Source organism: Flavivirga algicola, assembly GCF_012910715.1.
Lineage (GTDB): Bacteria > Bacteroidota > Bacteroidia > Flavobacteriales > Flavobacteriaceae > Flavivirga > Flavivirga algicola.
Genome location: NZ_JABBHF010000011.1, coordinates 59200 through 84004, shown reverse-complemented (window position 1 = coordinate 84004; position 24805 = coordinate 59200). Strand labels below are relative to the sequence as shown.

Here is a 24805-nt window from a genome sequence, read left to right as displayed (position 1 = left end):
GTTCTCAAAATTAAGATGTAACCTTAAAAATTGAGGTGGACTTTTTATTAAAAATGTTGCAAATATTGAGCAATTACTTGACAGTATTCTTTTTAGGGAGGAAGTGAGATGGTGGATTTCCAAACTCTTTTTTAAAGGAACGACTAAAGTAACGGTTATCGTTATATCCTACTTTATAAGATATTTCCTTCATTGTATAATTGCCTTGTTTTATTAGTTGCATAGCAATGGAAAGCCTGTGGAAATTAATGTATTCAATAATAGATTTTCCCGTAAGGGCTTGAATTTTTCTATAAAGTTGAGATCTACCAATTGCTAATTCAGTACAAAGTTGTTCTACCGAAAACTCTGAATTTTCAAGATGTTCATCCAGTTTTTGATTTACTTTTTCTAAGTATTTATCTACAGTTTGAGAGTTTGAATTATTTACATAATTAATATTCTCTTGTTTGAACTTTTTAAGTAGTTGACTTCTGCTTTCTAAAACATTTTTGATTTTAAGCTTTATTTCAGAGATATTAAAGGGTTTTTGAATATAGTCTTCTGCCCCAGTGGCAAGTCCCGCTATTTTGTTTTCAAGCCCCGTTTTAGCAGTTAGAAATAATAGAGGGATATGAGCTGTTAAATCGTTGCTCTTTAAATGATTGGCTAATTGAATGCCATCTGATTGTGGCATCATAATATCACTAATGATTACATCGGGTAAGGTTGCCATAGCTAATTGTATACCTTCTTTTCCATTTTTAGCTTCAATGACTTGATAGTTTTCTTTTAGCTCATCATGAATATAATTCCTAATATCATTATTATCTTCAACTATTAGTACCAATGTTTTTTTTGTGTCAATTTCTTGCAGATTATCTTTTTTTTCTAAGAGTTCTTTTGAATAATCATTATACCCAACTGGGATTTTTACTTTGAAATGACAGCCTTTTTCTTCACTTGTTTTTAATTCTATGTACCCTTTGTGCAATTTGACTAATTCTGATGTTAGTGCTAAACCAATACCACTACTATAGCCAAAATCTGGGTTTTCATCTAACCGATAAAAACGTTCAAACACTTTTTCTTGGTATTCAATAGGTATTCCTGAGCCATTATCAATGACATTGATTTCCATAGTGCCATTTACAACCTTGTCATTTTTTAATTCTATATTATGAAAGTTAACTATGAGTTCTACTTTGCCTTTTTTAGGTGTGTATTTAAAGGCATTTGAAATTAGGTTAGTCACTATTTTTTCTAATATATCGGCATCAAAGAACAATTCATGTTTGTTTGAGGGACATTTGAAATTATAGGTTATTTCTTTTTCTTTAGACCAGTAATGCGAAGAGGTGTTTATATTGTTAAAAACCGAAAAGTCTTTTTGTGATGTAGTTTGTAGTTTTGGATTACTTTCAAGCTTTCTAAGATCCAAAATTTGATTTACCAGTTCTAGCAAACGAGAACTGTTGCGGTGCATCATCTCTAAAACCTTGTTATTAGGTTTAGTGTTTTCTTGTACAAACTTCTCTAAAGGCGATGTTATCAAGGAAAGAGGTGTTCTTAATTCATGAGAAATATTTGTGAAAAATTTCAATTTCATTTTGGTTAGTTCTTCAAACTGTAACACACGTTCTTTTTCAATTTCAAATTTTGAACGATTTCTTTCTTTTTTAATGACTAACCAAAGTATTAAACCAAATATAAATAACATTAAAAAAAGAGCAAGTACTTTAACCCAAAGTAACTCCCAAAAAGGAGGTTTTATAGATACGCTTATTTGTTTTATGCTATCACTCCAAACCCCATGTTCATTCGTTGCTTTAACCATAAAAGTGTAATCGCCAGATGGAATATTGGTGTAAGTAGCTTTTTGGTTGTTTTGTACTTGAATCCAAGATTTATCATATCCATCTAATTTATAAGCAAATTTACAGCGCCCATTGTTATTATAATTAATAACTTGAAATTCAAATTCAAACTTTTTATCATTGTAGTTCAGGTTTACTACATTTTCAACTTCAATATTTTTGGAGATGTACTTACTATTTGAGCTTATAACTTCGTTATTAACTAATAACTTTGAAATATATAGTTTAGGGTTTTTATTACTTTCTTTTACTTTTTTAGGGTCAAATACCATTAGCCCTTTGTCTGTATTGAAAACCAGCTCATTATTATCTAAAGATAAACTAGATGAGCCTATGTTATTAGATAGTAACCCGTCTTGTTTGGTTAAAGTTCTTATTTTGTCATTTATGTAATCAAATTTTATGAGTCCATTAGGGGTTCCTATCCACAAATTATTATCGACATCTTGTTCTATAGATTTAACTATTTTATCTTTAAGTATAGGGTTTTCACTTTGAATAAAAGTATTAGATGTTTTGTCTAACCTACAAAGACCAGCTTTTGTACCAATCCATAAATTGTGTTTGTTGTCTTCAAATATTTCGTTTACAAAGTTGTTGTTAAGTGTAGTTTTATCACCAATCTTATGCCTGTAATGTACAAATTCTCGAGATTCTGGAATGTGTTTTTTTAAACCATCGCCTTGAGTCCCAATCCAAATATAACCTTCACTATCTTCAAATATGATGGAAGCACGATGAAAATACCCAATACCTTTTGGAGGATTCCAATCACATTTATATTGTGTGTTTTTATTATTGAGGATGTCATAATTAGAGACCCCTAAAACTTCACCAATCCACAATTGTTTGTTTGATGTTTGAATTACATTGGTTGACCATGTATCATGATTGATTTTTTGGATTAAATTTCCTGATGATGAAAATTCATAATAAGATTTTTCGTCTACAACCCAAATACTCCTATTTTCATATGTAGCTATATGTGGTATTTTATTAAAATCTATTTTCAATTTTTTTAGTAGTCTCGATTTTTTATCTAACAGGTAGATTCGGTTGCCTTGAGAAATCCAAAAACCGTTATTGGTTTTAGAGATTTTTCCTTTAAAGTTTTCTTTAAAAAATGGTTTAAAAAGAGATGATTTTTTTTCTATAAGAAAGAAATTGCCAAGTCGGTCTAATAGCCATGTTGAATTATTGGATTTGTTATGGTGTAAGCGATAGGGAATAAAATCTTTTTCTGAATAGAATAGTTCATTAAGATTTATTTGCTGTTTTATTTTCAATTCTGAATCTGTGATAATTACAGATTTATTACTTAAAAACCAGCAATTTTCATCATTTTGCTTTTTTACATCACGAGAAAAACCTCTAATGGTATTTAATGGTGAGAATTTATTTTTGGCATCATAAGTATAGAACCGAAGAGAGTTTGTTATTAATTTCCCATTATAATATTCTAATGTAAAATTGTATTGAGGTTCAGTGATAGAGTTTTTATAATTACGTTCAAATTGTTGCGTTTTTGGATTAAAGATATTGAGACCAAACCAAGTTCCAACCGCTAAATTTCCGTCAGCTATTTCTTCAATAGAAAGTACATTATTATGGCTTATACTTGTAGAGTCATTGATATTAAATTTAAAAGATTTGAATGTATTGGTTTCACGGTTCATGAGGTTTAATCCGCCACCATCTGTTCCAATATAAAATTGATTATTTTTGGTTTCGAATATCGTTTTAACCTCATTGAAACTTATGCTTTTTTCATCTTCATTATCATGAATAAACCTCAGAAAACAGTCACAATTTCTATCGTATTTCAGCAAACCGCCTCCGTTAGTGCCTATCCATAATGTTTTTTGTTGGTCTTCAAAAAGTGATGAGATATCATTATCTGTAATGCTAGCCTTATCATTTTCATTTTTAACATAATTTTTAAAATTACTTCCGTCGTAGCGCCACAAACCATTTATTGAAGCTATCCAGACAAAACCATATGAATCCTCTAAAATATCAAGCGTAGTGGTTTCAGTGGGTAATTTAAACTGAGTAATTTTAAAATTATCTATGAATTTTTGTGCGTGAATATTTCCTATAAAAACAAGCAGGATTGCAAGTAATAAAAGAGTGTATTTTATGTCTTTAGATATAGACATTAATGCATATCTTTAAATTTAGTTTTTAAAGATACATAAAACTAAATAAGCCAATTTTTTTAGTAGCCAACTTTTTCTCTAACCCTATTCAAAACGTCATTAGCAACGACTTTTGCTTTTTCGGCTCCTAAAGCCAAGGCCTTATCAATCTCACCAAGATTGTTCATATAGTGATTATAGCGCTCGCGTTGTTTGGCAAATTTTTCAACAATCAATTCGAACAAGGCTTGTTTGGCATGTCCGTAACCATAGCCACCATTTTCATAATTAGCTTTCATGGTTGCAATTTGTTCATCATTAGCTAATAAACTATAAATAGCAAAACAGTTACAACTTTTCCAATCTTTTGGCGCTTCTAATGGTGTGCTATCCGTTTGAATGGTCATGATCTGTTTGCGCAGTTTTTTATCATCTAAAAAAATGTTGATGATATTGTTCCGGCTCTTACTCATTTTTTCACCATCTATTCCAGGAATGAGCATCGTGTGTTCTTGTATTTTTTCTTTTGGTAATATAAATGTATCACCAACTTTAGCGTGAAAACGAGAAGCCACATCACGTGTCATTTCAATATGCTGTAGTTGATCTTTTCCAACAGGAATAATTTCAGCATCATATAGCAAAATATCGGCAGCCATAAGCATGGGGTAGGTAAACAAACCAGAGTTTACATCTTCCAGTCTATCTGCCTTGTCCTTAAAACTGTGCGCTAATGTTAAACGTTGGTAGGGAAAGAAACAACTTAAATACCAGGTTAGTTCTGTAACTTGTGGGATATCACTTTGTCTGTAAAACACGGTTTTTTCTATATCCAATCCAAAAGCCAACCAGGTAGCTGCTGTAGAATAGGTATTAGTGCGCAATACTTTGGCATCTTTAATTTGAGTTAAAGTATGCATGTTCGCGATAAATAAATAAGAATCATTTTCTGGATTATTAGCCATCTCAATAGCGGGCATGATAGCGCCTAAAATATTACCTAAATGTGGTGTTCCAGTACTTTGTATACCTGTAAGTATTCTTGCCATATTATTTCCTGCCTTTCGGCTCCATTCAAGAGGAATCTGTTAATTAAACAATGACGCGAAAATACGTATTTGTTTAACAATAAAAAAAGTGGACTAAGCCACTTTTTTATAAAAAATATAGAAGCTCCAATTTTATTTTTTAAACAAGCCTGCTACAAATAATATGACCGAAGCTCCAATCGCGCCAGTTAAAATATCACCAATAACACCGCCCATAAGTGAAATGTTAAGTTTGGTAAATAGCCAATTACCAACAATGCCTCCAATAATACCAATAACAATGTTTAAAAGTAATCCAAAACCACCACCTTTCATTAGCTTTCCAGCTAACCAACCAGCAATGGCTCCAATCAATAATGAATAAAGTAAGCTCATAATTTAATAATTTTAAAAGTTAGTATCTTTTAAAGATAATCAATTTATAATAGTATTTTTGGTGAGCATGAAAATTGTAAAATACATATTTTGGATATTTTACCGTATTTGGTTTTATATTCTTGTAGGGTTACCAATACTTATTATGTTCCCTATACTTTTAATTTCTATTTTAAAAGAATCATGGTACCCATTTTTCTTTAGGCTTGCTAGAATTTGGGCAAAAATAATTTTAATAGGTATGGGTTTTAGGTATCGTATTGAGCGAGAACAAACTCCCGAAAAAAATAAGAGCTATATGTTTATAGCCAATCATACTTCCATGACCGATATTATGCTCATGCTCGTTTCGGTTAAAAATCCATTTGTTTTTGTTGGAAAAAAAGAGCTTGCTAAAATACCTCTTTTTGGGTTTTTTTATAAACGTACATGTATTTTAGTAGATAGAAGCTCTGCTAAAAGTAGGCAAGCTGTTTTTTTGAGAGCACAGCGCAGATTACAATCTGGCTTAAGTATTTGTATTTTTCCAGAAGGAGGTGTGCCCGATGAACATATAGATTTAGATGAATTTAAGGACGGTGCTTTTAGATTGGCAATAAACCATCAAATACCTATTGCACCATTAACTTTTGCCGATAACAAAAAACGGTTTTCATATACGTTTTTTAGCGGTAGACCAGGAAGGATGCGTGTTAAGATCCACAAGTTCTTATTTACAGAAAATTTAACGACGGATGATACAAGATTTTTAAATGATAAGGCCAGAACTATTATCTTGAAACAATTGGAAGCTTTTAATAAAACCGATTAAACGCCAAAACAACGCCAAATAGTTCGTTTCTTTTCACCCTCTAAGCAAAAAATAACTTACACATTTATTCAATACGTATAAACAAAAAACTGCTCAGGGGAAGAGCAGTTTTTTTTCGATATTGATTTTTGAGCTTAATAAAAATCAATATCCAGATCTAACCAAAAACCTAGAACTTTATGGCGAATCCAGTATAAACCCCTATGAAGAAAGGTTTAAAATCGCCAGATGTATTATTAAATGTGTTAATTTGATATTTAAACATAGGTTCTAAATTCAGATCTATCTTTTTAGATACCTGATAATTTAAACCTAATCCCAAATTAGCACTATAACTTATTTTGTTTATATTATTTGCTTTACCTATAAGGGTTCTTGTACCGCTTTCAGATTCCGAAAATATTTTGTTATTGCTTAAAAAGAAAGAACTAAAACCTCCAATAAGATTTACTCCTAGTTTTTTATCTGAAAGTGCATATTGAATTTCCAAAGGAATCTCGATATAACCTAAATCTTGATTAATAGATGTGTTGGATGTCGAAAATGCTTCAGGAATGTCAGCCGAATTAAAACTCTCACTACTAACAAGAGAGACATTGTCTGCCGATAAACTATTACTGGTGTTATCACTAGTTTTAACAGAACTGACATTTTGTAGCGCACGACTGCTTGAGGCGACCCCTACAGATTGAAAAGCTACAACATTATTAGTGTTATAGCCCAAATTAACTCTGTTAATACCAGAGCGGACACTTAATTTTTTGTTTATAGCATAGCTAGCTGCAATACCATAACTCATATTAAGTTCACCACTTTTAGAATTACTATTAAATTGAGGATCTATTGAAGAGCCCTCTCCTAAAGTATTAAAATAAACAGGCGCAGCATTTGGGGTGATACTCCACCTATTTACGTTTTCTTCTTTTTCAATAATATCTTTAGTTTTATCTATGGCTTCTTCTATAGTAAGATTGTCTTTTTCTTCGGATTTATCATTAATTACAGTTTCATCAGTTGCTTTTTCTACTTTTACTATAGCATTGTTGTCTTTTGAAGCGTTATTAATGATGTCTTTCGCTTGCTTTTTATCAATTAATGATTCGCTGTTTTGCGGATTATTTTTCTCAGAATCAGAAGATGCTACAGAAGTACCACTCTTTAATGCTTTTTGATGGTTTACTACATCTTTGTTTTCTTCAGAATTATTATTAGCAACGACATTATTATTTTTTGAAGTGTTATTAATAATATCTTTTGTTTGTTTTTTGTTAATTGATGATTTCCCGATTTGCTGATTTGCTTGATTGTCTTCTTTAGGATCTGAAGCTACAGAAGTAGCATTCTTTAATGTTTTTTGAAGGTTTCCTGCATCTTTATTTTTTTCAGAATAGTTATTCGCAACGGCATTGTTGCTTTTAGATTTATTAGCAATTTCTTCGTTATCGTTTTTTTCTTCAAATGTATTCGCAACGGTATTGCCATTTTCTGTGTTCAAGATCTGATTTGTTGCACCCAATTTACTCTTACTTTCGTTATTATGTCTTGAAGCAGAAGTTTCAGTAATTGACGATTCTTTCGAAGAGTTTATTTTATTAGATATTTGCTGTGACTCATCATCATTTAAATCTTTACTTTCATTGGAATTAGTATCCGCAATAGTTTCCTTTGCACGGTTCAAATTATCAGGGATATCTTTTTTAGGATTTGAAAACGTTGTGTTTTCTGTTTCAGAGATATGATTAGTTGGAGAATCGTCAGTCGTATTAAAATAAGTACCACCAATCGTTAATAGAAGTAATAACAGAGCTGCTGCACCAGCATAGCGCCACCATATGGGGATAACACGACGTTTTTTCTTTTTCTGCTTAAGTTTAGCTTCTATATTTTCCCAGACAGCATCACTTGGTACTGCTTCAAAATCTTTAAAGCCCTCCTGAAACAATCTGTCTATGTGTTTTTTATCATTCATTATAATGATTGTAAACTTTGTATTGCCTTATAATTTTCAATAGTTTCCTTCAAGCTTTGTCTGGCGCGAGCCAAATTAGATTTTGAAGTCCCTATATTTATACCTAGCATTTCTGCTATATCTTTATGTGAATAACCATCCAATACATATAAGTTAAAAACCAATCTGTACCGGTCTGGTAATTCTTGAATAATTTGTAAAAGATAATCGATGGATACAATATCTTCATCAACTTCTAATTCAACATCTTCAATTATATTTTCATTTATAATATCAAAAACTTTTTCGTTTCTATAGCGCTGCAATACTGTGTTTATAGTAATGCGTTTTAACCATCCCTCAAAAGAGCCTTTATTTTTATACTGTCCAATTTTTTTAAAAATTGTTAAAAATGCGTCTTGCAGATTATCTTCTGCCTCAGCATGATTTCGTGAATACTTTAAGCATACAGAGAAAAGTTTACTCGAAAAGAGCTTATATAATTCTCCTTGGGCTTTAGTATCATCAATTTTACAATTTTCTATGAGTTGATTTAAACTCAAATTAAACATGTATTTAATTAATACTTAATTTCTTTAGTTAACGACTGGTACTTCAATTTCTAAAAATTGGTCTTCTCCATCAGTGTCCTCTCCTTGCCAAAATTTGAAAATATAAGAACCATTGCTTGTCACTATAAAGTTAAACTTCGCTTCTACCAGTTCTTCTTGTAGAGGCTCACAGTTATCCCTTTCAAAAACATAATTTATAGGAGCGACCGTACGTTCATTATTTTCTTTTAAATAATAGAACTCTTTAAACGTATGGCATGTTGTGGGTCTAAAATAAGAAACTGTGATAGGATACGTTTCTCCCATAGTAAATTCACTAGGGATATCAACACTCTCAACTGGCAGAATTTCAAAACTAAAATTTTGCCTATCATCATCAACAGTACAAGATGCAAATAATAGTACTGTAAAGCAAAGAACAACAAACTTTTTCATAGCAAAAAAAATTAGGGGTTAAATACATGTTTTGCTCTTTGTAGATGCGTTAGTAGTTAAAAGGTTGCGTATAAAAATAAAAAATCCCGAATTAACGGGATTTTTTTACTATTCTGTTACTATTTCTCTAACTTTTCCTTCGAGTTCTTCCATGAGCTCGGGGTTATCTTTTATGAGTGCTTTAACGGCATCTCGCCCTTGTCCTAGTTTGGTATCTCCGTAACTAAACCAAGAACCACTTTTCTTTACGATTTCATGTTGTACGGCAAGATCCAACACTTCACCAACCTTAGAGACGCCTTCTCCATACATAATATCAAATTCTGCGGTTTTAAAAGGAGGCGCGACTTTATTTTTAACCACTTTTACTCTGGTTTTGTTTCCAGCAACACTCCCATCGGTTTCTTTAATTTGAGTAGAACGTCTAATGTCTAATCTAACAGAAGCATAGAATTTTAATGCATTACCACCTGTAGTTGTTTCTGGGTTACCAAACATAACTCCTATTTTTTCACGTAACTGGTTAATAAATATAACCGTACAATTGGTTTTACTAATAGAAGCGGTGAGTTTTCTTAAAGCTTGAGACATTAAACGCGCATGCAAGCCCATTTTAGAATCTCCCATTTCGCCTTCAATTTCACTTTTTGGCGTTAATGCTGCCACAGAATCAACCACTACAATATCAATAGCTCCAGAACGAATTAAATTATCTGCAATTTCAAGTGCTTGCTCTCCATTATCTGGTTGCGATATAATTAGGTTGTCGATATCTACTCCAAGTTTTTCAGCATAAAATCTATCAAAAGCATGTTCGGCATCAATAAAAGCAGCAATCCCCCCGGCTTTTTGAGCCTCGGCAATGGCATGTAAAGTCAACGTGGTTTTACCAGAAGACTCTGGGCCATAAATTTCTATAACACGTCCGCGTGGGTAACCACCAACGCCCAATGCTATATCTAAACCTAGAGAACCCGATGAAATGGCTTCTACATCTTGAATGGCTGCATCGCTCATTTTCATTACGGTTCCCTTTCCGTAAGCCTTGTCTAATTTATCTAGTGTTAGTTTAAGTGCTTTTAATTTAGCTTCTTTTTCGCTGCTCATTTATAATATTTTTTCTGAAATTGTGCTTGCTAAAATACTACATCTTTTTCCAGAATACAATTTTATCACGCAACCTTTTTCCACATTTTGCATCTACTAATTAAAGTGGAAAATTTTGCTATGAAAAAGAACTAAATGAAATTTTTCAAACTAACAATTTTAATAATGACATTAGGTGTTTCATTTACTATTTCTATAAAATAGTAAATGTAAAGCCGATGGTGGCTAAAACCGTGATATATTAGTTAGAAAATTAAATTAATATTAACCACGGATTAGTCAAGAAAAGCACTTTGTTTACTAAAGTGCTTTTTTTATTAGTGAAACCCTGTTTTGAAAAATTGTGTAACAATGCATTCAAAACAGATGTTTGAACTAATCCCGCTTTTTTCAGCGGGATCTCAAGATGAACACCTCAAAAGCTTATTTTGGAACTCAAATTTGTAAGTTGAACTAAACCCTGCTTCCTAATTTCAAGGTTAATATATGTTTAAAACTCAAATCTATAATTTAAATCTTCCCCCTCTCTGTCAATATAGCTTTATTAGATAACAAAACCCTTTTACTTTCTCACTTCTGTTTAAAATTGTACTTTTGCACTTTAGTTTCATTTTTCTTCTCTTTAATGGGAAGGTTAGGATGAGAATTCTTTAACCTTATAAATTAGTATAGCATGCAACTGTACAATAAACTAAGCGCAAAAGAAAGGGCAGAATTAATTGATAAAGCAGGGAAAAATCGATTAACACTTTCTTTTTACCAATATGCCAAAATAGGCAACCCACAAATTTTAAGAAACCATTTGTTTATTACTTGGGACACCTTAGATGTTCTAGGCAGAATTTATGTGGCTCACGAAGGTATTAACGGACAATTATCATTACCAGCCGACCGCTTTAATGAATTTAAAGCACATTTGGACACCATTTCATTTTTAAAAGATATCCGGTTAAATATAGCCGTAGAGCAGGATAATAAATCATTTTTAAAGTTAAAGGTTAAAGTACGTAACAAGATTGTTGCCGATGGTTTGAACGATGATACGTTTGATGTGACCAATAAAGGGGTACATGTTGGAGCAGAACAGTTTAATAAGCTTATCGAAGATGAAAAAACGGTTTTGGTAGATATGCGTAACCATTATGAAAGTGAGATAGGACATTTTAAAAATGCCATAACACCAGATGTAGATACCTTTAGAGAATCATTGGATATTATTGAAGATGATTTAAAAACACATAAAGAAGATAAAAATCTTGTTATGTATTGCACTGGGGGTATTCGATGTGAAAAAGCCAGTGCTTATTTTAAGCATAAAGGATTTAAGAATGTGTATCAATTGGAAGGTGGTATTATTGAGTATACAAGACAGGTTAAAGAAGAAAACCTGGAAAATAAATTTTTAGGTCAGAATTTTGTTTTTGATGACCGAAGAGCAGAGCGTATTAGCGATGACGTTATTGCAAATTGTCACCAATGTGGCAACCCATTCGATGTACATACCAACTGTGCTAATGCAGCTTGTCACTTACTATTCATTCAGTGCGATTCTTGTAAAGAGGCTATGGAAAATTGTTGCTCTTCTGAATGTATGGAAATAAACAGATTGCCTTACGAAGAACAAAAAAAGTTACGTAAAGGGCAAGGGAACAGTAACGATATATTTAAAAAAGGAAGGTCTAAAGCTTTAAAATTTAAGTAACATGCAGCGGATAGAATTAATGGCTCCTGCGGGAAATTTTGAATCGCTTCAAGCAGCTTTAGATAATGGGGCTGACTCTGTATATTTTGGTGTAGAACAGTTAAATATGAGAGCAAGGGCATCCATAAACTTTACTTTAGATGACTTGCCCGAAATTTCAAAGCGATGTAAAGCAAAAAATGTAAGAACGTATTTAACATTAAATACGATTATTTACGATCATGATTTATCCATTGTAAAAACACTAGTTAAAAAAGCTAAAGAAGCAGATATTACTGCTGTGATAGCTATGGATCAGGCCGTAATTGCATGTGCAAGGGAGTTGGGTTTAGAAGTACATATTTCTACACAAATTAATATTACCAATATAGAGACAGTTAAGTTTTATGCACTTTTTGCAGATACTATGGTATTAAGTAGAGAGTTAAGTCTACGCCAGGTAAAAAAAATAACCGAGGCTATTGAAAAAGAACAAATAAAAGGGCCATCTGGTAATTTGGTTGAAATCGAAATATTTGGTCATGGAGCACTTTGTATGGCCGTTTCGGGGAAATGCTATATGAGTTTGCATTCACAAAACTCATCAGCAAATAGAGGAGCTTGTAAACAAAATTGCAGAAAGAAGTATACGGTTATCGATCAGGAAACAGGTTTTGAAATGGAATTGGATAATGAATATATCATGTCTCCCAAAGACCTGTGTACCATAGATATTTTAGATCAGGTTGTAGATGCTGGTATCAAAGTTTTAAAGATTGAAGGACGCGGAAGAGCTCCAGAATATGTTGCCAGCGTTATAAGATGTTACAGAGATGCTATAGATAGCCTTGAGAATAAAACGTATAATAAAGATAAGGTTGTGTCCTGGATGCAAGCATTGGAAAAGGTTTATAACCGTGGCTTTTGGAACGGCTATTATTTAGGTCAGAAGTTAGGAGAATGGAGCAAGGGATCTGGATCGCATGCCACACAAAAGAAGGTATATATTGGTAAAGGCGTACACTTTTATACCAAGGCTAAAATAGGAGAGTTTAAGATTGATGCTTATGATATTTCTATTGGAGATACTATTTTGGTAACAGGCCCAACAACAGGTGCAAAAGAAATGCAGGTCGATGAGATGTTGGTAAACGATGAAAAGTTAGCAATGGGTGCTAAAGGAGATACGATCACCATACCATTGGATTTTAGAATAAGGCCTTCAGATAAATTATATAAAATTGTCGAAAATAAAGTAGAGGCTTAATGGTTGTTATTACTCTACAACGTAATAAGTGTATAGGTTGTAATTATTGTGTGGAGTTAGCTCCAAACCAGTTTCAAATGTCTAAGAAAGATGGTAAATCGGTGCTTTTACATTCAAAAGATAAAAAAGGATTTTTTACTGTCAAATCTAATGATGACATTATTTTTGAGGCCTGTGACCAAGCATCAAAAGCCTGTCCTGTTAACATAATTAGTGTAAAGCATATTTAAATAAAATCTTGGCTTTTTAAAGTCAACATAATAATCATATCTTTACATTTCGAAAGAATTATTAATCTTCATTCGTAATAATCTTATTATTAACGAATTCAATATATAAAATATATGGCTTGCGCGAGCTGCTCAACTAAAGACGGTCAGCCTAAAGGTTGCAAAAATAATGGTACTTGTGGTACAGATAGTTGTAATAAACTAACTGTTTTCGATTGGCTGGCAAATATGTCGTTACCAAATGGTGAAAAACCATTCAATTGGGTTGAGGTACGTTATAAAAACGGAAGAAAAGAGTATTATAAGAATACCGGAAACTTAACACTTAGCATTGGAGATATAGTTGCTACGCAAGCAAAAGCGGGTCATGATATAGGAATGATTACCCTTACAGGAGAGCTGGTACGTATTCAAATGAAGCGTAAAAATATATCGGATAATGAAGAAGAAGCCTTAAAAGTTTACCGAAAAGCAAGCCAAAAAGATATTGATATCTGGTCATCTGCTCGCGATAAGGAAGAGCCTATGAAGGTAAAGGCACGTCAGTTTGCAATCGATTTAAACCTGGAGATGAAAATTTCCGATATCGAGTTTCAGGGAGATGCCAGTAAAGCCACTTTTTATTATACCGCCGAAGAGCGTGTTGATTTTAGAGAACTTATAAAAGTTTTTGCTCGCGAGTTTAGAACGCGTATAGAAATGAAACAAGTGGGGTTTCGTCAAGAAGCTTCCAGGCTTGGGGGTATTGGATCTTGTGGTCGTGAGTTGTGCTGTTCAACTTGGTTAACAGATTTTAGATCCGTTAGCACATCGGCAGCAAGGTACCAACAACTGTCCTTAAACCCTCAAAAATTGGCAGGGCAATGCGGTAAGTTGAAATGTTGCTTGAATTATGAGTTAGACACCTATCTGGATGCCTTGAAAAGCTTTCCAAAAACAGAGACAAAACTACAAACGGAGAAGGGTACTGCGGTGTGTCAAAAAACGGATATTTTTAAAGGTCATATGTGGTATGCCTATGAAGGAGAATGGAATCATTGGCATAAAATAACAACGGTTCAGGCCAATGAAATTATAGATTTAAACAAAAAGAATAAAAAAATTACAAGTCTGGAAGAATACGCTTCAGAATTAGTAGAAGATACTAAAACGGAGTTTGAAAACGTTGTAGGACAAGACAGTTTAACACGTTTCGATAGTCCAAAGCCTAGGAATAAACGTAAAAATAATAGAAGAAGAAATAACAAAAACAATAAGAGTAATAAAAATAAGAGAAAACCTCAAAACAGTAAAAATGCAGCAAAGTAAGGTCTTATTATTTTTTTTAATGGCTTCTTTAGTATGTGTATCCTGTGATTCTAATCGCGTTTTCGATACCTATAAATCGGTTCCCAATAAATGGCATAAAGACTCTGTAATCAGCTTTAAAGTCAGCCCTCCAGATTCTACGAATGCGTACAATCTATTTGTAAACCTAAGAAATACTAACGATTATAAGTACAACAACTTGTTTTTAATTGTTGAAATGGGCTTTCCTCATGGTAAAACTATTAAAGACACCTTAGAGTATAGAATGGCAGATCCAAGCGGAAAATTACTAGGCACTGGTCTTACAGATATTAAGGAGAATAAACTTTGGTATAAAGAAGAGGTCGTTTTTAAAGAAAAAGGAGACTATAACGTTAATATACAGCATGCTATGCGGGAAAATGGGAAGGTTAATGGTGTTATAGAGCTGGAAGGTATTACAGATATTGGTTTTAGAATTGAAAAACTACGAAACGAATAAATAGAATTTCCAATAATTCTGAGTTTTATTAGAATTGTATCTGGTAAGTATTTAGCACTTAAAAGTTATATGGCAAAAAAAAAGAAAGCGACTGCAGTTCAGGATTTTTCAAAATACATACGTTGGTTTTGGATGTTATTTGCTGGAAGTATCTTTTTTGTAGCATTTCTTTTTTTACTTGCTTCATGGGGAGTTTTTGGTTACATGCCAGACCATACTGTATTAGAAAACCCTAAAACCCATTTAGCATCCGAAATTATTTCATCCGATGGAAAAACCTTAGGTAAATTCTATCTAAGCGAGAATAGAACCTCGGTTAGTTACGACGAATTATCACAAAGTTTGGTAGATGCGTTGATTGCGACAGAAGATGCACGTTTTCATGACCATGCGGGTATAGATGCTAGAGGAACTTTAAGAGCGTTTTTCTTTCTAGGAAAAAAAGGAGGAGCTAGTACTATTTCCCAACAATTAGCACGCCAATTATTTGTTGGTGTCAGGTCAAAGGGGTGGGATAAATATACTCAAAAGATAAAGGAATGGGTTATCTCTATACGGTTAGAACGTCAATATACCAAAGAAGAAATTATAGCTCAGTACTTCAATATTTATGACTTTTTAAATAATGCCGATGGAATTAGAAGCGCAGCACGTATTTATTTTGGTAAAGAGCCCAAAGATCTAGATTTAAAAGAATCAGCTATGCTGGTTGGGATGTTTAAAAGTTCAAATTTATTTAACCCCAGGACGAAACCTGAGCCAACAAGGAATAGGCGTAATGTGGTGCTGGCACAGATGTATAAGTATGGGTATATTTCTGGAGAGGTCAAGGATTCATTACAAAAAACAGCATTAGGTTTAAATTATTCTCCTGAGTCTCATAGTGATGGTATTGCTACTTATTTTAGAACATCATATCTTAAAGGTTTTATGAAAGATTGGATTAAAAAGCATCCAAAACCAGACGGAACAAAATATAATTTATACCTCGATGGATTAAAAATTTACACCACTATAGATTCACGGATGCAGCAATATGCAGAAAAAGCCGTACAACAGCATATGTCTAGGTTGCAAGCCGAGTTTTTTAACCAAAACACGCCTGAAAAGAACCCTACGGCACCATTTTTAGACCTCAGTCAAAAGGAAATAAGTGCTTTAATGAAGCGTGCCATGAGGCAAGGTGAACGATGGAGGGTATTAAAAAGAGCGGGAAAATCTGATGCTGAGATTGAAGCGTCATTCGATAAGCCTGCTAAAATGACTATTTTTAGATGGAAAGACGGTAAGCCTTCCGAGCTGGATACCATTATGAAACCTATAGACTCTATGAGATACTATAAGTCGTTCTTGAAACCAGGGATGATGTCTATGGATCCTTTAACAGGTCATGTAAAAGCATGGGTTGGCGGTATGAATTACAGGCATTTTCAGTACGATATGGTAAAACAGGGCAAACGTCAAGTAGGTTCGACCTTTAAACCGTTTGTTTATGCAACAGCCATAGATCAATTACACTATTCACCTTGTGATGAATTTCCAGATACACCTTTTTGTATAGAAAAAAACAAATATGGTAATTCAGAAGAATGGTGCCCCAAAAATGCTAATGGTGAAAATGACTATGGGGGTAGTAGAACTTTAAAAGATGCTTTGGCAAAATCTGTAAATACCATAACGGCAAGGTTGATCGATAAAGTTGGTCCGCAACCTGTTGTAGATTTGGCAAGAAGCCTAGGGGTTGAATCTGAAATTCCAGTTATGCCTTCTATAGCTTTGGGGGTCCCAGAGATAAGTCTTTATGAAATGGTGGGTGCCTATTCTACTTTTGTGAACAAAGGTGTATATACAAAACCCGTCATGGTGACCACTATTGAAGATAAAAATGGTAATGTTTTGTATCAATTTAAACCAGAAACACGAGATGTATTAAGCGAAGAAACAGCTTATGTTGTGGTGAACCTTCTACAAGGTGTCACAGAAGGTGGTTCAGGATCAAACTTAAAACATGATCACAAAGCTAACAGAATAGATTATAAAAAAATAATCACGGGCTACCCCTATAAATTTAAAAATCCTATAGCAGGAAAAACAGGAACCACACAAAACCAAAGTGATGGTTGGTTTATGGGTATGGTACCTAATCTAGTAACAGGCGTTTGGGTAGGTGCAGAAAATCGAGCTGTACATTTTAGGTCCATAACTTACGGACAAGGTGGCGCCATGGCATTACCAATTTGGGGTTTATATATGAAAAGCTGTTATGCAGATAAAACATTAAATATTTCTAAAGAACTATTTGAAAAACCTAAGGATCTATCTATAAATATAAACTGTTCTGATGTTCCAGAGACTATTAATGATGAATTTTGGTAATGGTATCACTGACTGAAGGTTTAGACACATATTAAAAAATATATTCAAAGAATAAAAAAGATATATTTGAGTAAAATTAGGTAAGATATTATGTCTTGCAGGTTGTCTGATAAGTTTTAAAGTATTTGTTTTGGACAGGTACTAATACGAGAGGAAATAGCTGATTAATGGTGTTGTAGAGCTTGGGGTAATCACGATATTGGTTTTAGAATTGAAAAACCACGAAAGAAATAAAGAATTATATCTATTAAATATTATTAAAGTTAAATGGCGAAAAAAAAGCAAGAAACAGCAACTCAAGATTTTTCAAAATACATACGTTGGTTTTGGATTTTATTTGCAGGAGGCGTCCTTTTTGTGGCACTTCTTTTCTTATCTACATCTATTTTCGGAGATTTACCAGATCATACCGTATTAGAAAACCCCAAGACTCATTTGGCGACTGAAATTATTTCATCTGATGGAAAAACCTTGGGCAAATTTTATTTAAATGATAATAGAACACCTGTTGGTTATAATGAGCTACCACAAAATTTAATAGATGCTTTAATTGCTACAGAAGATATACGTTTTCATGATCATGCAGGCATAGATGCTAGGGGAACACTTAGGGCAATTGCTACCTTAGGTTCAGGAGGAGGAGCCAGTACCATATCGCAACAATTGGCAAAACAATTATTCACTGGTGTGGCATCTCGAAGTACTTTAGGGAGGATTACTCAAAAAATAAAAGAGTGGATTATAGCTATTCGTTTAGAACGTCAATATACTAAAGAAGAAATTATAGCTCAATATTTTAATATTTATGATTTTGGAAATAATGCGGATGGTATTCGTAGTGCGGCAGCAATCTATTTTAATAAGGAGCCAAATGAATTAACCATGAAAGAATCGGCTATGCTGGTTGGGATGTTTAAAAACTCTTCGTTATATAACCCAAGAAGAAATCCTGTTGGCGTAAAAAACAGAAGAAATGTTGTTTTATATCAACTAGAATACTACGACTATATTAGTGAAGCTGTAAAAGATTCGCTTCAAAAAACAGAATTGGATTTACGCTACACCCCACAATCACATCGTGATGGTATCGCAACTTACTTTAGAGGGTATTTAGATGGTTTTATGAAAGATTGGATTAAGAAAAATCCAAAACCAGATGGGACAAAATATAACTTATATAACGATGGTTTAAAAATTTATACGACTATAGATTCCCGTATGCAGCGATATGCCGAGGCAGCAGTGGGACAGCATATGCCTAGATTACAAGCGGAGTTTTTTAATCAAAATACACCTAAACGTAATCCAACAGCACCATTTTTAGAGCTTACACGGAAAGAAATAGATGCCTTAATGAAACGTTCAATGAGACTAGGTGAACGCTGGAGAATAATGAAAAAAGCAGGGAAGTCTGATAAAGAAATTGAAGCATCGTTTCACAAACCAACCAAAATGACTGTTTTTAAATGGGAAGAAGGAAAAGCTTCAGAGGTAGACACTATTATGAAGCCGTATGACTCTATGCGATATTATAAGTCGTTTTTAAAACCTGGTATGATGTCTATGGATCCTTTAACGGGGCATGTAAAAGCATGGGTAGGTGGTATGAATTACAGGCATTTTCAATACGATATGGTGAAGCAGGGAAAGCGTCAAATAGGGTCTACGTTTAAGCCACTTGTGTATGCAGCAGCTATAGATCAGTTACATTATTCCCCTTGTGATGAATTTCCAGATACTCCTTTCTGTATAGAAAAAGATAAACATGGTAATCCTGAAGAATGGTGTCCTAAAAACTCTGGAGGAGAAAATGATTATGGAGGCACCAGAACTTTAAAGAATGCTTTGGCAAATTCAGTAAATACCATAACGGCGAGATTAATTGATAAGGTAGGACCACAGCCTGTTGTTGATTTAGCAAAAAAATTAGGAATTGAATCTGAAATACCTGCTGTACCTTCTATTGCTTTAGGGACACCAGACATCAGCGTTTACGAAATGGTAGGTGCCTATGCAGCATTTGCTAACAAAGGGGTATATACCAAACCTGTTATGGTGACCACTATTGAAGATAAAAATGGAACCATTTTATATCAGTTCAAGCCAGAAACCCGTGATGTTTTAAATGAAGAAACGGCCTACGTCGCGGTACAACTTATGGAAGGTGTTACACATGGAGGTTCCGGGACAAGATTAAGACATACCTATGCAGCCAGTAGAACAGATTATAAAGAAATTATTACTGGTTATCCTTATGGGTTTAAAAACCCTATAGCAGGAAAAACAGGAACCACACAAAACCAAAGTGATGGTTGGTTTATGGGTATGGTGCCTAATCTAGTTACAGGTGTTTGGGTAGGTGCTGAGGATAGAGCGGCACATTTTAGATCCATAACTTATGGACAAGGGGCAGCCATGGCACTACCTATTTGGGGACTTTATATGAAAAGTTGTTACGCAGATGAGACATTAAATATTTCTAAAGGAGCATTTGAAAAGCCGAAAAACTTATCTATAAATGTAGATTGTTCTAAGGTTTCAAGAGCCACTGATGATGACCCAGATGATATTATCCCTGAAGATTTAGGAGGATTCTAATAGAGATATATTTTTACTAATAATAAAAACCATTCAAAATGAATGGTTTTTTTGTGAATTTAACCTTAGACTAATCACTTAATTTTATTGATAAATAACTTATTTGGTAATTATTTTAAAAATAATTCATTTATATGTACATTTATACAGTAAAAATTTAATAAAATGATTAATAAAAAGGTTGCTCATGTTCAAGATGCTCTAAAAGGTGTATCGGATAACATGACATGTATGCTTGGAGGTTTTGGACTTAGCGGTATTCCAGAAAATGCTATTTCCGAATTGGTAAAACTTGGAGTGAAAGGATTAACATGTATTTCTAATAATGCAGGGGTTGATGATTTTGGATTGGGGCTGCTACTTCAAAAAAAACAAATAAAAAAAATGGTCTCATCGTATGTGGGAGAGAATGATGAATTTGAACGCCAGATGCTTTCAGGAGAATTGGATGTTGAGCTTATCCCTCAAGGGACTTTAGCAGAGCGATGTCGGGCTGCTCAAGCTGGTTTTCCTGCTGTTTATACGCCTGCGGGTTATGGAACCGAAGTCGCTGAAGGCAAAGAGACCAGGAACTTTGATGGGAAAATGTATGTATTGGAGCATGCCTTTAAAGCTGATTTTGCCTTTGTAAAAGCTTGGAAAGGTGATGCTGCGGGCAACTTAATTTTTAAAGGTACTTCCAGAAATTTCAATCCGAATATGTGTGGTGCTGCAAAGATAACGGTTGCTGAGGTCGAAGAGTTAGTTCCTTTAGGTGCTTTGGATCCTAATCAAATTCATATTCCAGGCATTTTTGTGCAACGTATTTTTGAAGGAGCCCATTATGAAAAACGCATTGAACAACGAACTGTAAGACAAAGAGATTAAAGGGAGGGATTGTTATTCCTGTTAAGACGGGAGTTGGCATTTAAAATTAAGTTTCAATTAAAAAGATTCCCGTTTTCACGGGAATAACAAAAGTTATGTTAGATAAAACAGGAATTGCGAAACGCATAGCAAAAGAAGTAAAAGATGGTTATTATGTGAACCTTGGAATTGGAATACCAACTTTGGTTGCAAACTATGTAAGAAGTGATATAGAAGTAGAGTTTCAAAGTGAAAATGGTGTTTTAGGGATGGGGCCTTTCCCATTTGAAGGTGAAGAAGATGCCGATATTATAAATGCAGGAAAGCAAACCATAACAACATTGGCAGGAGCTAGCTTTTTTGATTCGGCCCTGAGCTTTTCTATGATACGTGGACAACATGTTGATCTCACCATTTTGGGTGCGATGGAAGTCGCAGAAAATGGTGATATAGCAAATTGGAAGATTCCTGGTAAAATGGTAAAAGGTATGGGAGGTGCCATGGATTTAGTTGCTAGTGCTGAAAATATTATAGTGGCTATGATGCATACTAATAAGAAGGGTGAATCAAAACTTTTAAAGCAATGTTCATTACCATTAACGGGTGTGGGCTGTGTTAAAAAGATCGTGACTAACATGGCAGTACTTGAAGTAGCTAACATGGGCTTTAAGCTTTTAGAACGTGCTCCAGGAGTAACTGTGGAAGCCATTAAGGAAGCTACAGAAGGGAATTTAATTGTTGAAGGTGATATTCCAGAAATGAATATTTAAAGGTTTAAGCACTTACTATAATGATTGTGTAAATATGCTTTACCTGCTTAAAAAAAGATCTATAAATTAGAAACGAATGTAAAAAAGGCAAATAAAAAAGAGACAAATAATTTGGAATCGATGAAAAGTGTTAAATAAAAATGCATTTCATCGATTTTTTATGTTTTTAAACGATTATATTAAAAATAAATATCATATTAGCAGTCCCCAAAAAAACCAAACCAAATAAACATAGATTTCCCCAAATCTACCATAAATTGAAAACTTATGAAATTTGCAACAAATCTACCTGAACAACCTACATTAAATGAAAGTAAATTTAAAGAAACTCTCAAGGAGAATTTACGATTTTTAAAAAGCCTACTGTATTTAACTAAAAAGATATTTATGCTATAACCCTTTGGGTATGGCTTCAATTAATTTCTTTGTATATTCTTTTTTCGGTGTGCTATAAATAACATCTGCATCATCCAATTCTTCTATTTGACCTTTATTCATTACCAATAATTGATCAGACATGTATTTCACTACAGCTAAATCGTGTGAAATAAAAATATAGGTAAAACCAAAGGTTTCCTTAAGCTCGTTTAAAAGGTTTAAAACTTGTGCTTGAACCGATATGTCTAAGGCCGATACAGATTCATCACATACAATTAATTTAGGTTGTAACGCAATTGTTCTAGCAATACCTATCCGCTGTCTTTGTCCGCCAGAAAATTCATGAGGGTAACGATCAAAATAGTCTTCAGACAAGCCGACGCGGTTTAAAATATCAATGGCTTTTTCTTTTCTTTCTTTATCTGAATGATAGAGATTATGAACCTTCATGGGTTCTATGATGGCTTCTCCAACTGGAATTCTAGGATTAAGTGAAGAGTACGGATCCTGAAAAATAATTTGTATATCCTTCCGAAGCGTTTTAATTTCAGAATTGGGTAACTTGGTAATATCTGTACCTTTATATAATATCTGTCCTGCTGTAGCTTTGTCTAATTGAAGAATAGCATTTCCTAGTGTAGATTTGCCACAGCCAGACTCCCCTACCAGGCCTAATGTTTCTCCTTCATATAATGAAAAGCTAACATTATTTACCGCTTTAAATGATTGGGGTTTAGTAAACCAACCCGATTTTGAAATATATTCTTTTTCAACATTTATAACTTCTAAAAGTGGGGTGTTACTGTATAGTTTTTCATGCTGGAGTTTACGCTGTTCTGCAGTGATTACCTCGTTTGAGATTTTACTGTTTAGATAATCATCAATGGTAGGGAGTGTTTTTAATCTTGTATCTAATGAAGGACGTGAGTTAATAAGTGCTTTTGTATAGATATGTTTTGGGGTGTTAAAAATAGTTGAAACAGGACCTTGTTCAACAATATCACCTTTATACATAACTAGAACCCTGTCGGCTATTTCAGAAATTAAAGCCAAATCATGCGTAATGAAAATAACACTCATTTTTGTGTCGACTTGTAATGCTTTTAATAGTTTGATAATTTCTTTTTGAACCGTAACATCGAGTGCTGTTGTAGGCTCGTCTGCAATTAAAATATCTGGCTTACAGGCTATAGCCATAGCAATCATAGCTCGTTGTTTCTGTCCGCCAGAAATCTCATGCGGATAAGCATTAAACACTCTTTTGGGGTCTGGGAGTTTTACTTTTTCGAATAATAAAAGGGTTTCTTCTTTTGCCTCTAGTTTAGAAAGCTTAGTATGCTGCAATAAAATTTCCTGAACTTGTTTTCCGCAGGTCATCGAGGGATTTAAAGAACTCATGGGTTCTTGAAAAATCATTGCAATTTTTTTTCCACGAATCTTTTGAAATGTTTTAAGCGGAATTGTGGTTAAATCTTGATTGTTATAATGAATGCTCCCCGAAGTAATTTTTGAAATCTTTTTTGGTAATAAACCCAAAATAGCTAAGGAAGATACTGATTTTCCCGAACCAGATTCTCCCACAATACCCAAGATTTCATTTTTGTTTAGATAGTAGGAAATATTATGAATCACTTCATTTTTACCAAATGTAATAGAAAGCCCTTTTATGTCTAAGATAGTGTTGTCCTGCATTAGATATGGATAATTTCATCTTCAATTAATAGGTCATCACCGCGTAGTCTCAAGAATATTTGAGCCACAGCTATGGTGTCTTTTTCGCAATAAATAATAATTCGATCAATATCATTATCCTCATAATATACACGATACACCTCACTTCCATCAATATCATCCTTTGGAGATGGTATTCCCAAAACATTAGTCAGTAATTTTAGAGATGTATAGGCTTTATAATCACCAAACTTCCATAATTCGAGGGTATCTAAATGAGGTACTTCCCAAGGTTTCTTTCCAAAAAGGTTTAACTTATAAGGGAGCTCAATATTATTAATGATCATACGGCGTGCAATATAAGGGAAATCAAACTCTTTACCATTATGTGCACATAACAGATGCTTTGTTTCACTAAAATGTGATATCAATAAATTTTTAAAATCTTTTAAAATTTTGGTTTCATCTCCATAAAAAGAAGTGACCCTAAAAGTTCGAACATCATTTAAAATATTAAAATAGCCAACCGAGATACAGATTATTTTTCCAAACTCTGCCCAAATACCTGCACGATCATAAAATTCTTCTGCAGTAAAATCATCTTTTCGCTGGTATTGGGATTTTTTATCCCAAAGTGCTTGCTTATCTTCATTTAACTCAGAAAAGTGTTGCATTTCTGGAACAGTTTCAATATCCAGAAATAAAATGTGTTCTAAATGGAGTTTTGAAATCATAATGGATCTTAATTCTTTAAAAAATGTAAGCTTTTACATTTTGTTATTGTAGGTTAAAATATTTTTTAAAAGTAATCTTTTTCTTTCTTTAAAACTGTGGAAAACCCGTAATATTGATTTATTATAGGTGTTTTGCAAAAAACATTGATTAATTGTTATTAAATCATCGAATTT

19 protein-coding genes are annotated in these 24805 nt (G+C 33.4%); 10 read left to right on the top strand and 9 right to left on the bottom strand.

Annotated features, from left to right (window positions below; all coding sequences use genetic code 11):
• Positions 1-73: 73 nt before the first annotated feature.
• From HHX25_RS17285 to HHX25_RS17275, 3 genes are all read right to left on the bottom strand, one after another.
• The gene (locus tag HHX25_RS17285) at positions 74-4015 is read right to left on the bottom strand and encodes a hybrid sensor histidine kinase/response regulator transcription factor (protein ID WP_169676095.1); all 3942 of its coding nucleotides are present in this window, start codon (positions 4013-4015) and stop codon (positions 74-76) included.
• A gap of 59 nt (positions 4016-4074) precedes the next feature.
• Positions 4075-5043 (bottom strand): tryptophan--tRNA ligase, encoded by a 969-nt coding sequence (trpS, locus tag HHX25_RS17280; RefSeq protein WP_169676093.1) that lies wholly within the window; start codon positions 5041-5043, stop codon positions 4075-4077.
• A 132-nt stretch (positions 5044-5175) separates the two neighbouring features.
• The gene (locus HHX25_RS17275) at positions 5176-5418 is read right to left on the bottom strand and encodes a GlsB/YeaQ/YmgE family stress response membrane protein (RefSeq protein ID WP_169676091.1); all 243 of its coding nucleotides are present in this window, start codon (positions 5416-5418) and stop codon (positions 5176-5178) included.
• 67 nt (positions 5419-5485) lie between these two features.
• Between HHX25_RS17275 and HHX25_RS17270 the strand changes: the two genes are divergently transcribed.
• The gene (locus tag HHX25_RS17270) at positions 5486-6229 is read left to right on the top strand and encodes a lysophospholipid acyltransferase family protein (protein WP_169676089.1); all 744 of its coding nucleotides are present in this window, start codon (positions 5486-5488) and stop codon (positions 6227-6229) included.
• 169 nt (positions 6230-6398) lie between these two features.
• On the opposite strand, the gene HHX25_RS17265 is transcribed toward HHX25_RS17270, so the two are convergent.
• From HHX25_RS17265 to recA, 4 genes are all read right to left on the bottom strand, one after another.
• Complete coding sequence (locus HHX25_RS17265) at positions 6399-8198, bottom strand: hypothetical protein (RefSeq protein ID WP_169676087.1); 1800 nt, start codon at positions 8196-8198, stop codon at positions 6399-6401.
• Entirely contained in the window at positions 8198-8740 is a 543-nt protein-coding gene (locus tag HHX25_RS17260) for an RNA polymerase sigma factor (RefSeq protein ID WP_169676295.1), read from the bottom strand. The genes HHX25_RS17265 and HHX25_RS17260 overlap by 1 nt, the downstream gene beginning before the upstream one ends.
• Positions 8741-8773: 33 nt before the next feature.
• Positions 8774-9184 (bottom strand): hypothetical protein, encoded by a 411-nt coding sequence (locus tag HHX25_RS17255; RefSeq protein ID WP_169676085.1) that lies wholly within the window; start codon positions 9182-9184, stop codon positions 8774-8776.
• Between the two features lie 108 nt (positions 9185-9292).
• Positions 9293-10291: a recombinase RecA gene (gene recA, locus HHX25_RS17250; RefSeq protein WP_169676083.1), complete on the bottom strand. Its 999-nt coding sequence runs from the start codon at positions 10289-10291 to the stop codon at positions 9293-9295.
• Positions 10292-10964: 673 nt separating this feature from the next.
• Between recA and trhO the strand changes: the two genes are divergently transcribed.
• The 9 genes from trhO to HHX25_RS17205 all read left to right on the top strand — a co-directional run bounded on the left by trhO (position 10965) and on the right by HHX25_RS17205 (position 21848).
• Entirely contained in the window at positions 10965-11993 is a 1029-nt protein-coding gene (gene trhO / locus HHX25_RS17245) for an oxygen-dependent tRNA uridine(34) hydroxylase TrhO (protein WP_169676081.1), read from the top strand.
• A gap of 1 nt (position 11994) precedes the next feature.
• Positions 11995-13239, top strand: coding sequence for a peptidase U32 family protein (locus HHX25_RS17240; RefSeq protein ID WP_169676079.1), 1245 nt, complete (start codon positions 11995-11997; stop codon positions 13237-13239).
• On the top strand, positions 13239-13469 hold the full coding sequence (locus tag HHX25_RS17235) for a ferredoxin (protein ID WP_169676077.1): 231 nt from the start codon (positions 13239-13241) through the stop codon (positions 13467-13469). The genes HHX25_RS17240 and HHX25_RS17235 overlap by 1 nt, the downstream gene beginning before the upstream one ends.
• A gap of 114 nt (positions 13470-13583) precedes the next feature.
• Positions 13584-14777, top strand: coding sequence for a PSP1 domain-containing protein (locus HHX25_RS17230; RefSeq protein WP_169676075.1), 1194 nt, complete (start codon positions 13584-13586; stop codon positions 14775-14777).
• Positions 14764-15258: a gliding motility lipoprotein GldH gene (locus tag HHX25_RS17225; protein WP_169676073.1), complete on the top strand. Its 495-nt coding sequence runs from the start codon at positions 14764-14766 to the stop codon at positions 15256-15258. The genes HHX25_RS17230 and HHX25_RS17225 overlap by 14 nt, the downstream gene beginning before the upstream one ends.
• Before the next feature lie 69 nt (positions 15259-15327).
• On the top strand, positions 15328-17634 hold the full coding sequence (locus HHX25_RS17220) for a penicillin-binding protein 1A (protein WP_169676071.1): 2307 nt from the start codon (positions 15328-15330) through the stop codon (positions 17632-17634).
• A 267-nt stretch (positions 17635-17901) separates the two neighbouring features.
• Positions 17902-20232, top strand: a complete 2331-nt coding sequence (locus HHX25_RS17215) for a penicillin-binding protein 1A (RefSeq protein WP_169676069.1) — start codon at positions 17902-17904, stop codon at positions 20230-20232.
• 165 nt (positions 20233-20397) lie between these two features.
• Entirely contained in the window at positions 20398-21099 is a 702-nt protein-coding gene (locus tag HHX25_RS17210) for a CoA transferase subunit A (RefSeq protein ID WP_169676067.1), read from the top strand.
• Positions 21100-21194: 95 nt separating this feature from the next.
• The gene (locus tag HHX25_RS17205) at positions 21195-21848 is read left to right on the top strand and encodes a 3-oxoacid CoA-transferase subunit B (protein WP_169676065.1); all 654 of its coding nucleotides are present in this window, start codon (positions 21195-21197) and stop codon (positions 21846-21848) included.
• 390 nt (positions 21849-22238) lie between these two features.
• On the opposite strand, the gene HHX25_RS17200 is transcribed toward HHX25_RS17205, so the two are convergent.
• Positions 22239-23918: an ABC transporter ATP-binding protein gene (locus HHX25_RS17200; RefSeq protein ID WP_169676063.1), complete on the bottom strand. Its 1680-nt coding sequence runs from the start codon at positions 23916-23918 to the stop codon at positions 22239-22241.
• Positions 23918-24631, bottom strand: a complete 714-nt coding sequence (locus tag HHX25_RS17195; RefSeq protein ID WP_169676061.1) for a 3'-5' exonuclease — start codon at positions 24629-24631, stop codon at positions 23918-23920. The genes HHX25_RS17200 and HHX25_RS17195 overlap by 1 nt, the downstream gene beginning before the upstream one ends.
• Positions 24632-24805 lie beyond the last annotated feature (174 nt).

Coding starts and splice junctions, on each gene's coding strand:
- HHX25_RS17285 (WP_169676095.1), bottom strand. CDS start 4,015: ATGTCTATATCTAAAGACATAAAATACACTCTTTTATTACTTGCAATC.
- trpS (WP_169676093.1), bottom strand. CDS start 5,043: ATGGCAAGAATACTTACAGGTATACAAAGTACTGGAACACCACATTTA.
- HHX25_RS17275 (WP_169676091.1), bottom strand. CDS start 5,418: ATGAGCTTACTTTATTCATTATTGATTGGAGCCATTGCTGGTTGGTTA.
- HHX25_RS17270 (WP_169676089.1), top strand. CDS start 5,486: ATGAAAATTGTAAAATACATATTTTGGATATTTTACCGTATTTGGTTT.
- HHX25_RS17265 (WP_169676087.1), bottom strand. CDS start 8,198: ATGAATGATAAAAAACACATAGACAGATTGTTTCAGGAGGGCTTTAAA.
- HHX25_RS17255 (WP_169676085.1), bottom strand. CDS start 9,184: ATGAAAAAGTTTGTTGTTCTTTGCTTTACAGTACTATTATTTGCATCT.
- recA (WP_169676083.1), bottom strand. CDS start 10,291: ATGAGCAGCGAAAAAGAAGCTAAATTAAAAGCACTTAAACTAACACTA.
- trhO (WP_169676081.1), top strand. CDS start 10,965: ATGCAACTGTACAATAAACTAAGCGCAAAAGAAAGGGCAGAATTAATT.
- HHX25_RS17240 (WP_169676079.1), top strand. CDS start 11,995: ATGCAGCGGATAGAATTAATGGCTCCTGCGGGAAATTTTGAATCGCTT.
- HHX25_RS17235 (WP_169676077.1), top strand. CDS start 13,239: ATGGTTGTTATTACTCTACAACGTAATAAGTGTATAGGTTGTAATTAT.
- HHX25_RS17230 (WP_169676075.1), top strand. CDS start 13,584: ATGGCTTGCGCGAGCTGCTCAACTAAAGACGGTCAGCCTAAAGGTTGC.
- HHX25_RS17225 (WP_169676073.1), top strand. CDS start 14,764: ATGCAGCAAAGTAAGGTCTTATTATTTTTTTTAATGGCTTCTTTAGTA.
- HHX25_RS17220 (WP_169676071.1), top strand. CDS start 15,328: ATGGCAAAAAAAAAGAAAGCGACTGCAGTTCAGGATTTTTCAAAATAC.
- HHX25_RS17215 (WP_169676069.1), top strand. CDS start 17,902: ATGGCGAAAAAAAAGCAAGAAACAGCAACTCAAGATTTTTCAAAATAC.
- HHX25_RS17210 (WP_169676067.1), top strand. CDS start 20,398: ATGATTAATAAAAAGGTTGCTCATGTTCAAGATGCTCTAAAAGGTGTA.
- HHX25_RS17205 (WP_169676065.1), top strand. CDS start 21,195: ATGTTAGATAAAACAGGAATTGCGAAACGCATAGCAAAAGAAGTAAAA.
- HHX25_RS17200 (WP_169676063.1), bottom strand. CDS start 23,918: ATGCAGGACAACACTATCTTAGACATAAAAGGGCTTTCTATTACATTT.
- HHX25_RS17195 (WP_169676061.1), bottom strand. CDS start 24,631: ATGATTTCAAAACTCCATTTAGAACACATTTTATTTCTGGATATTGAA.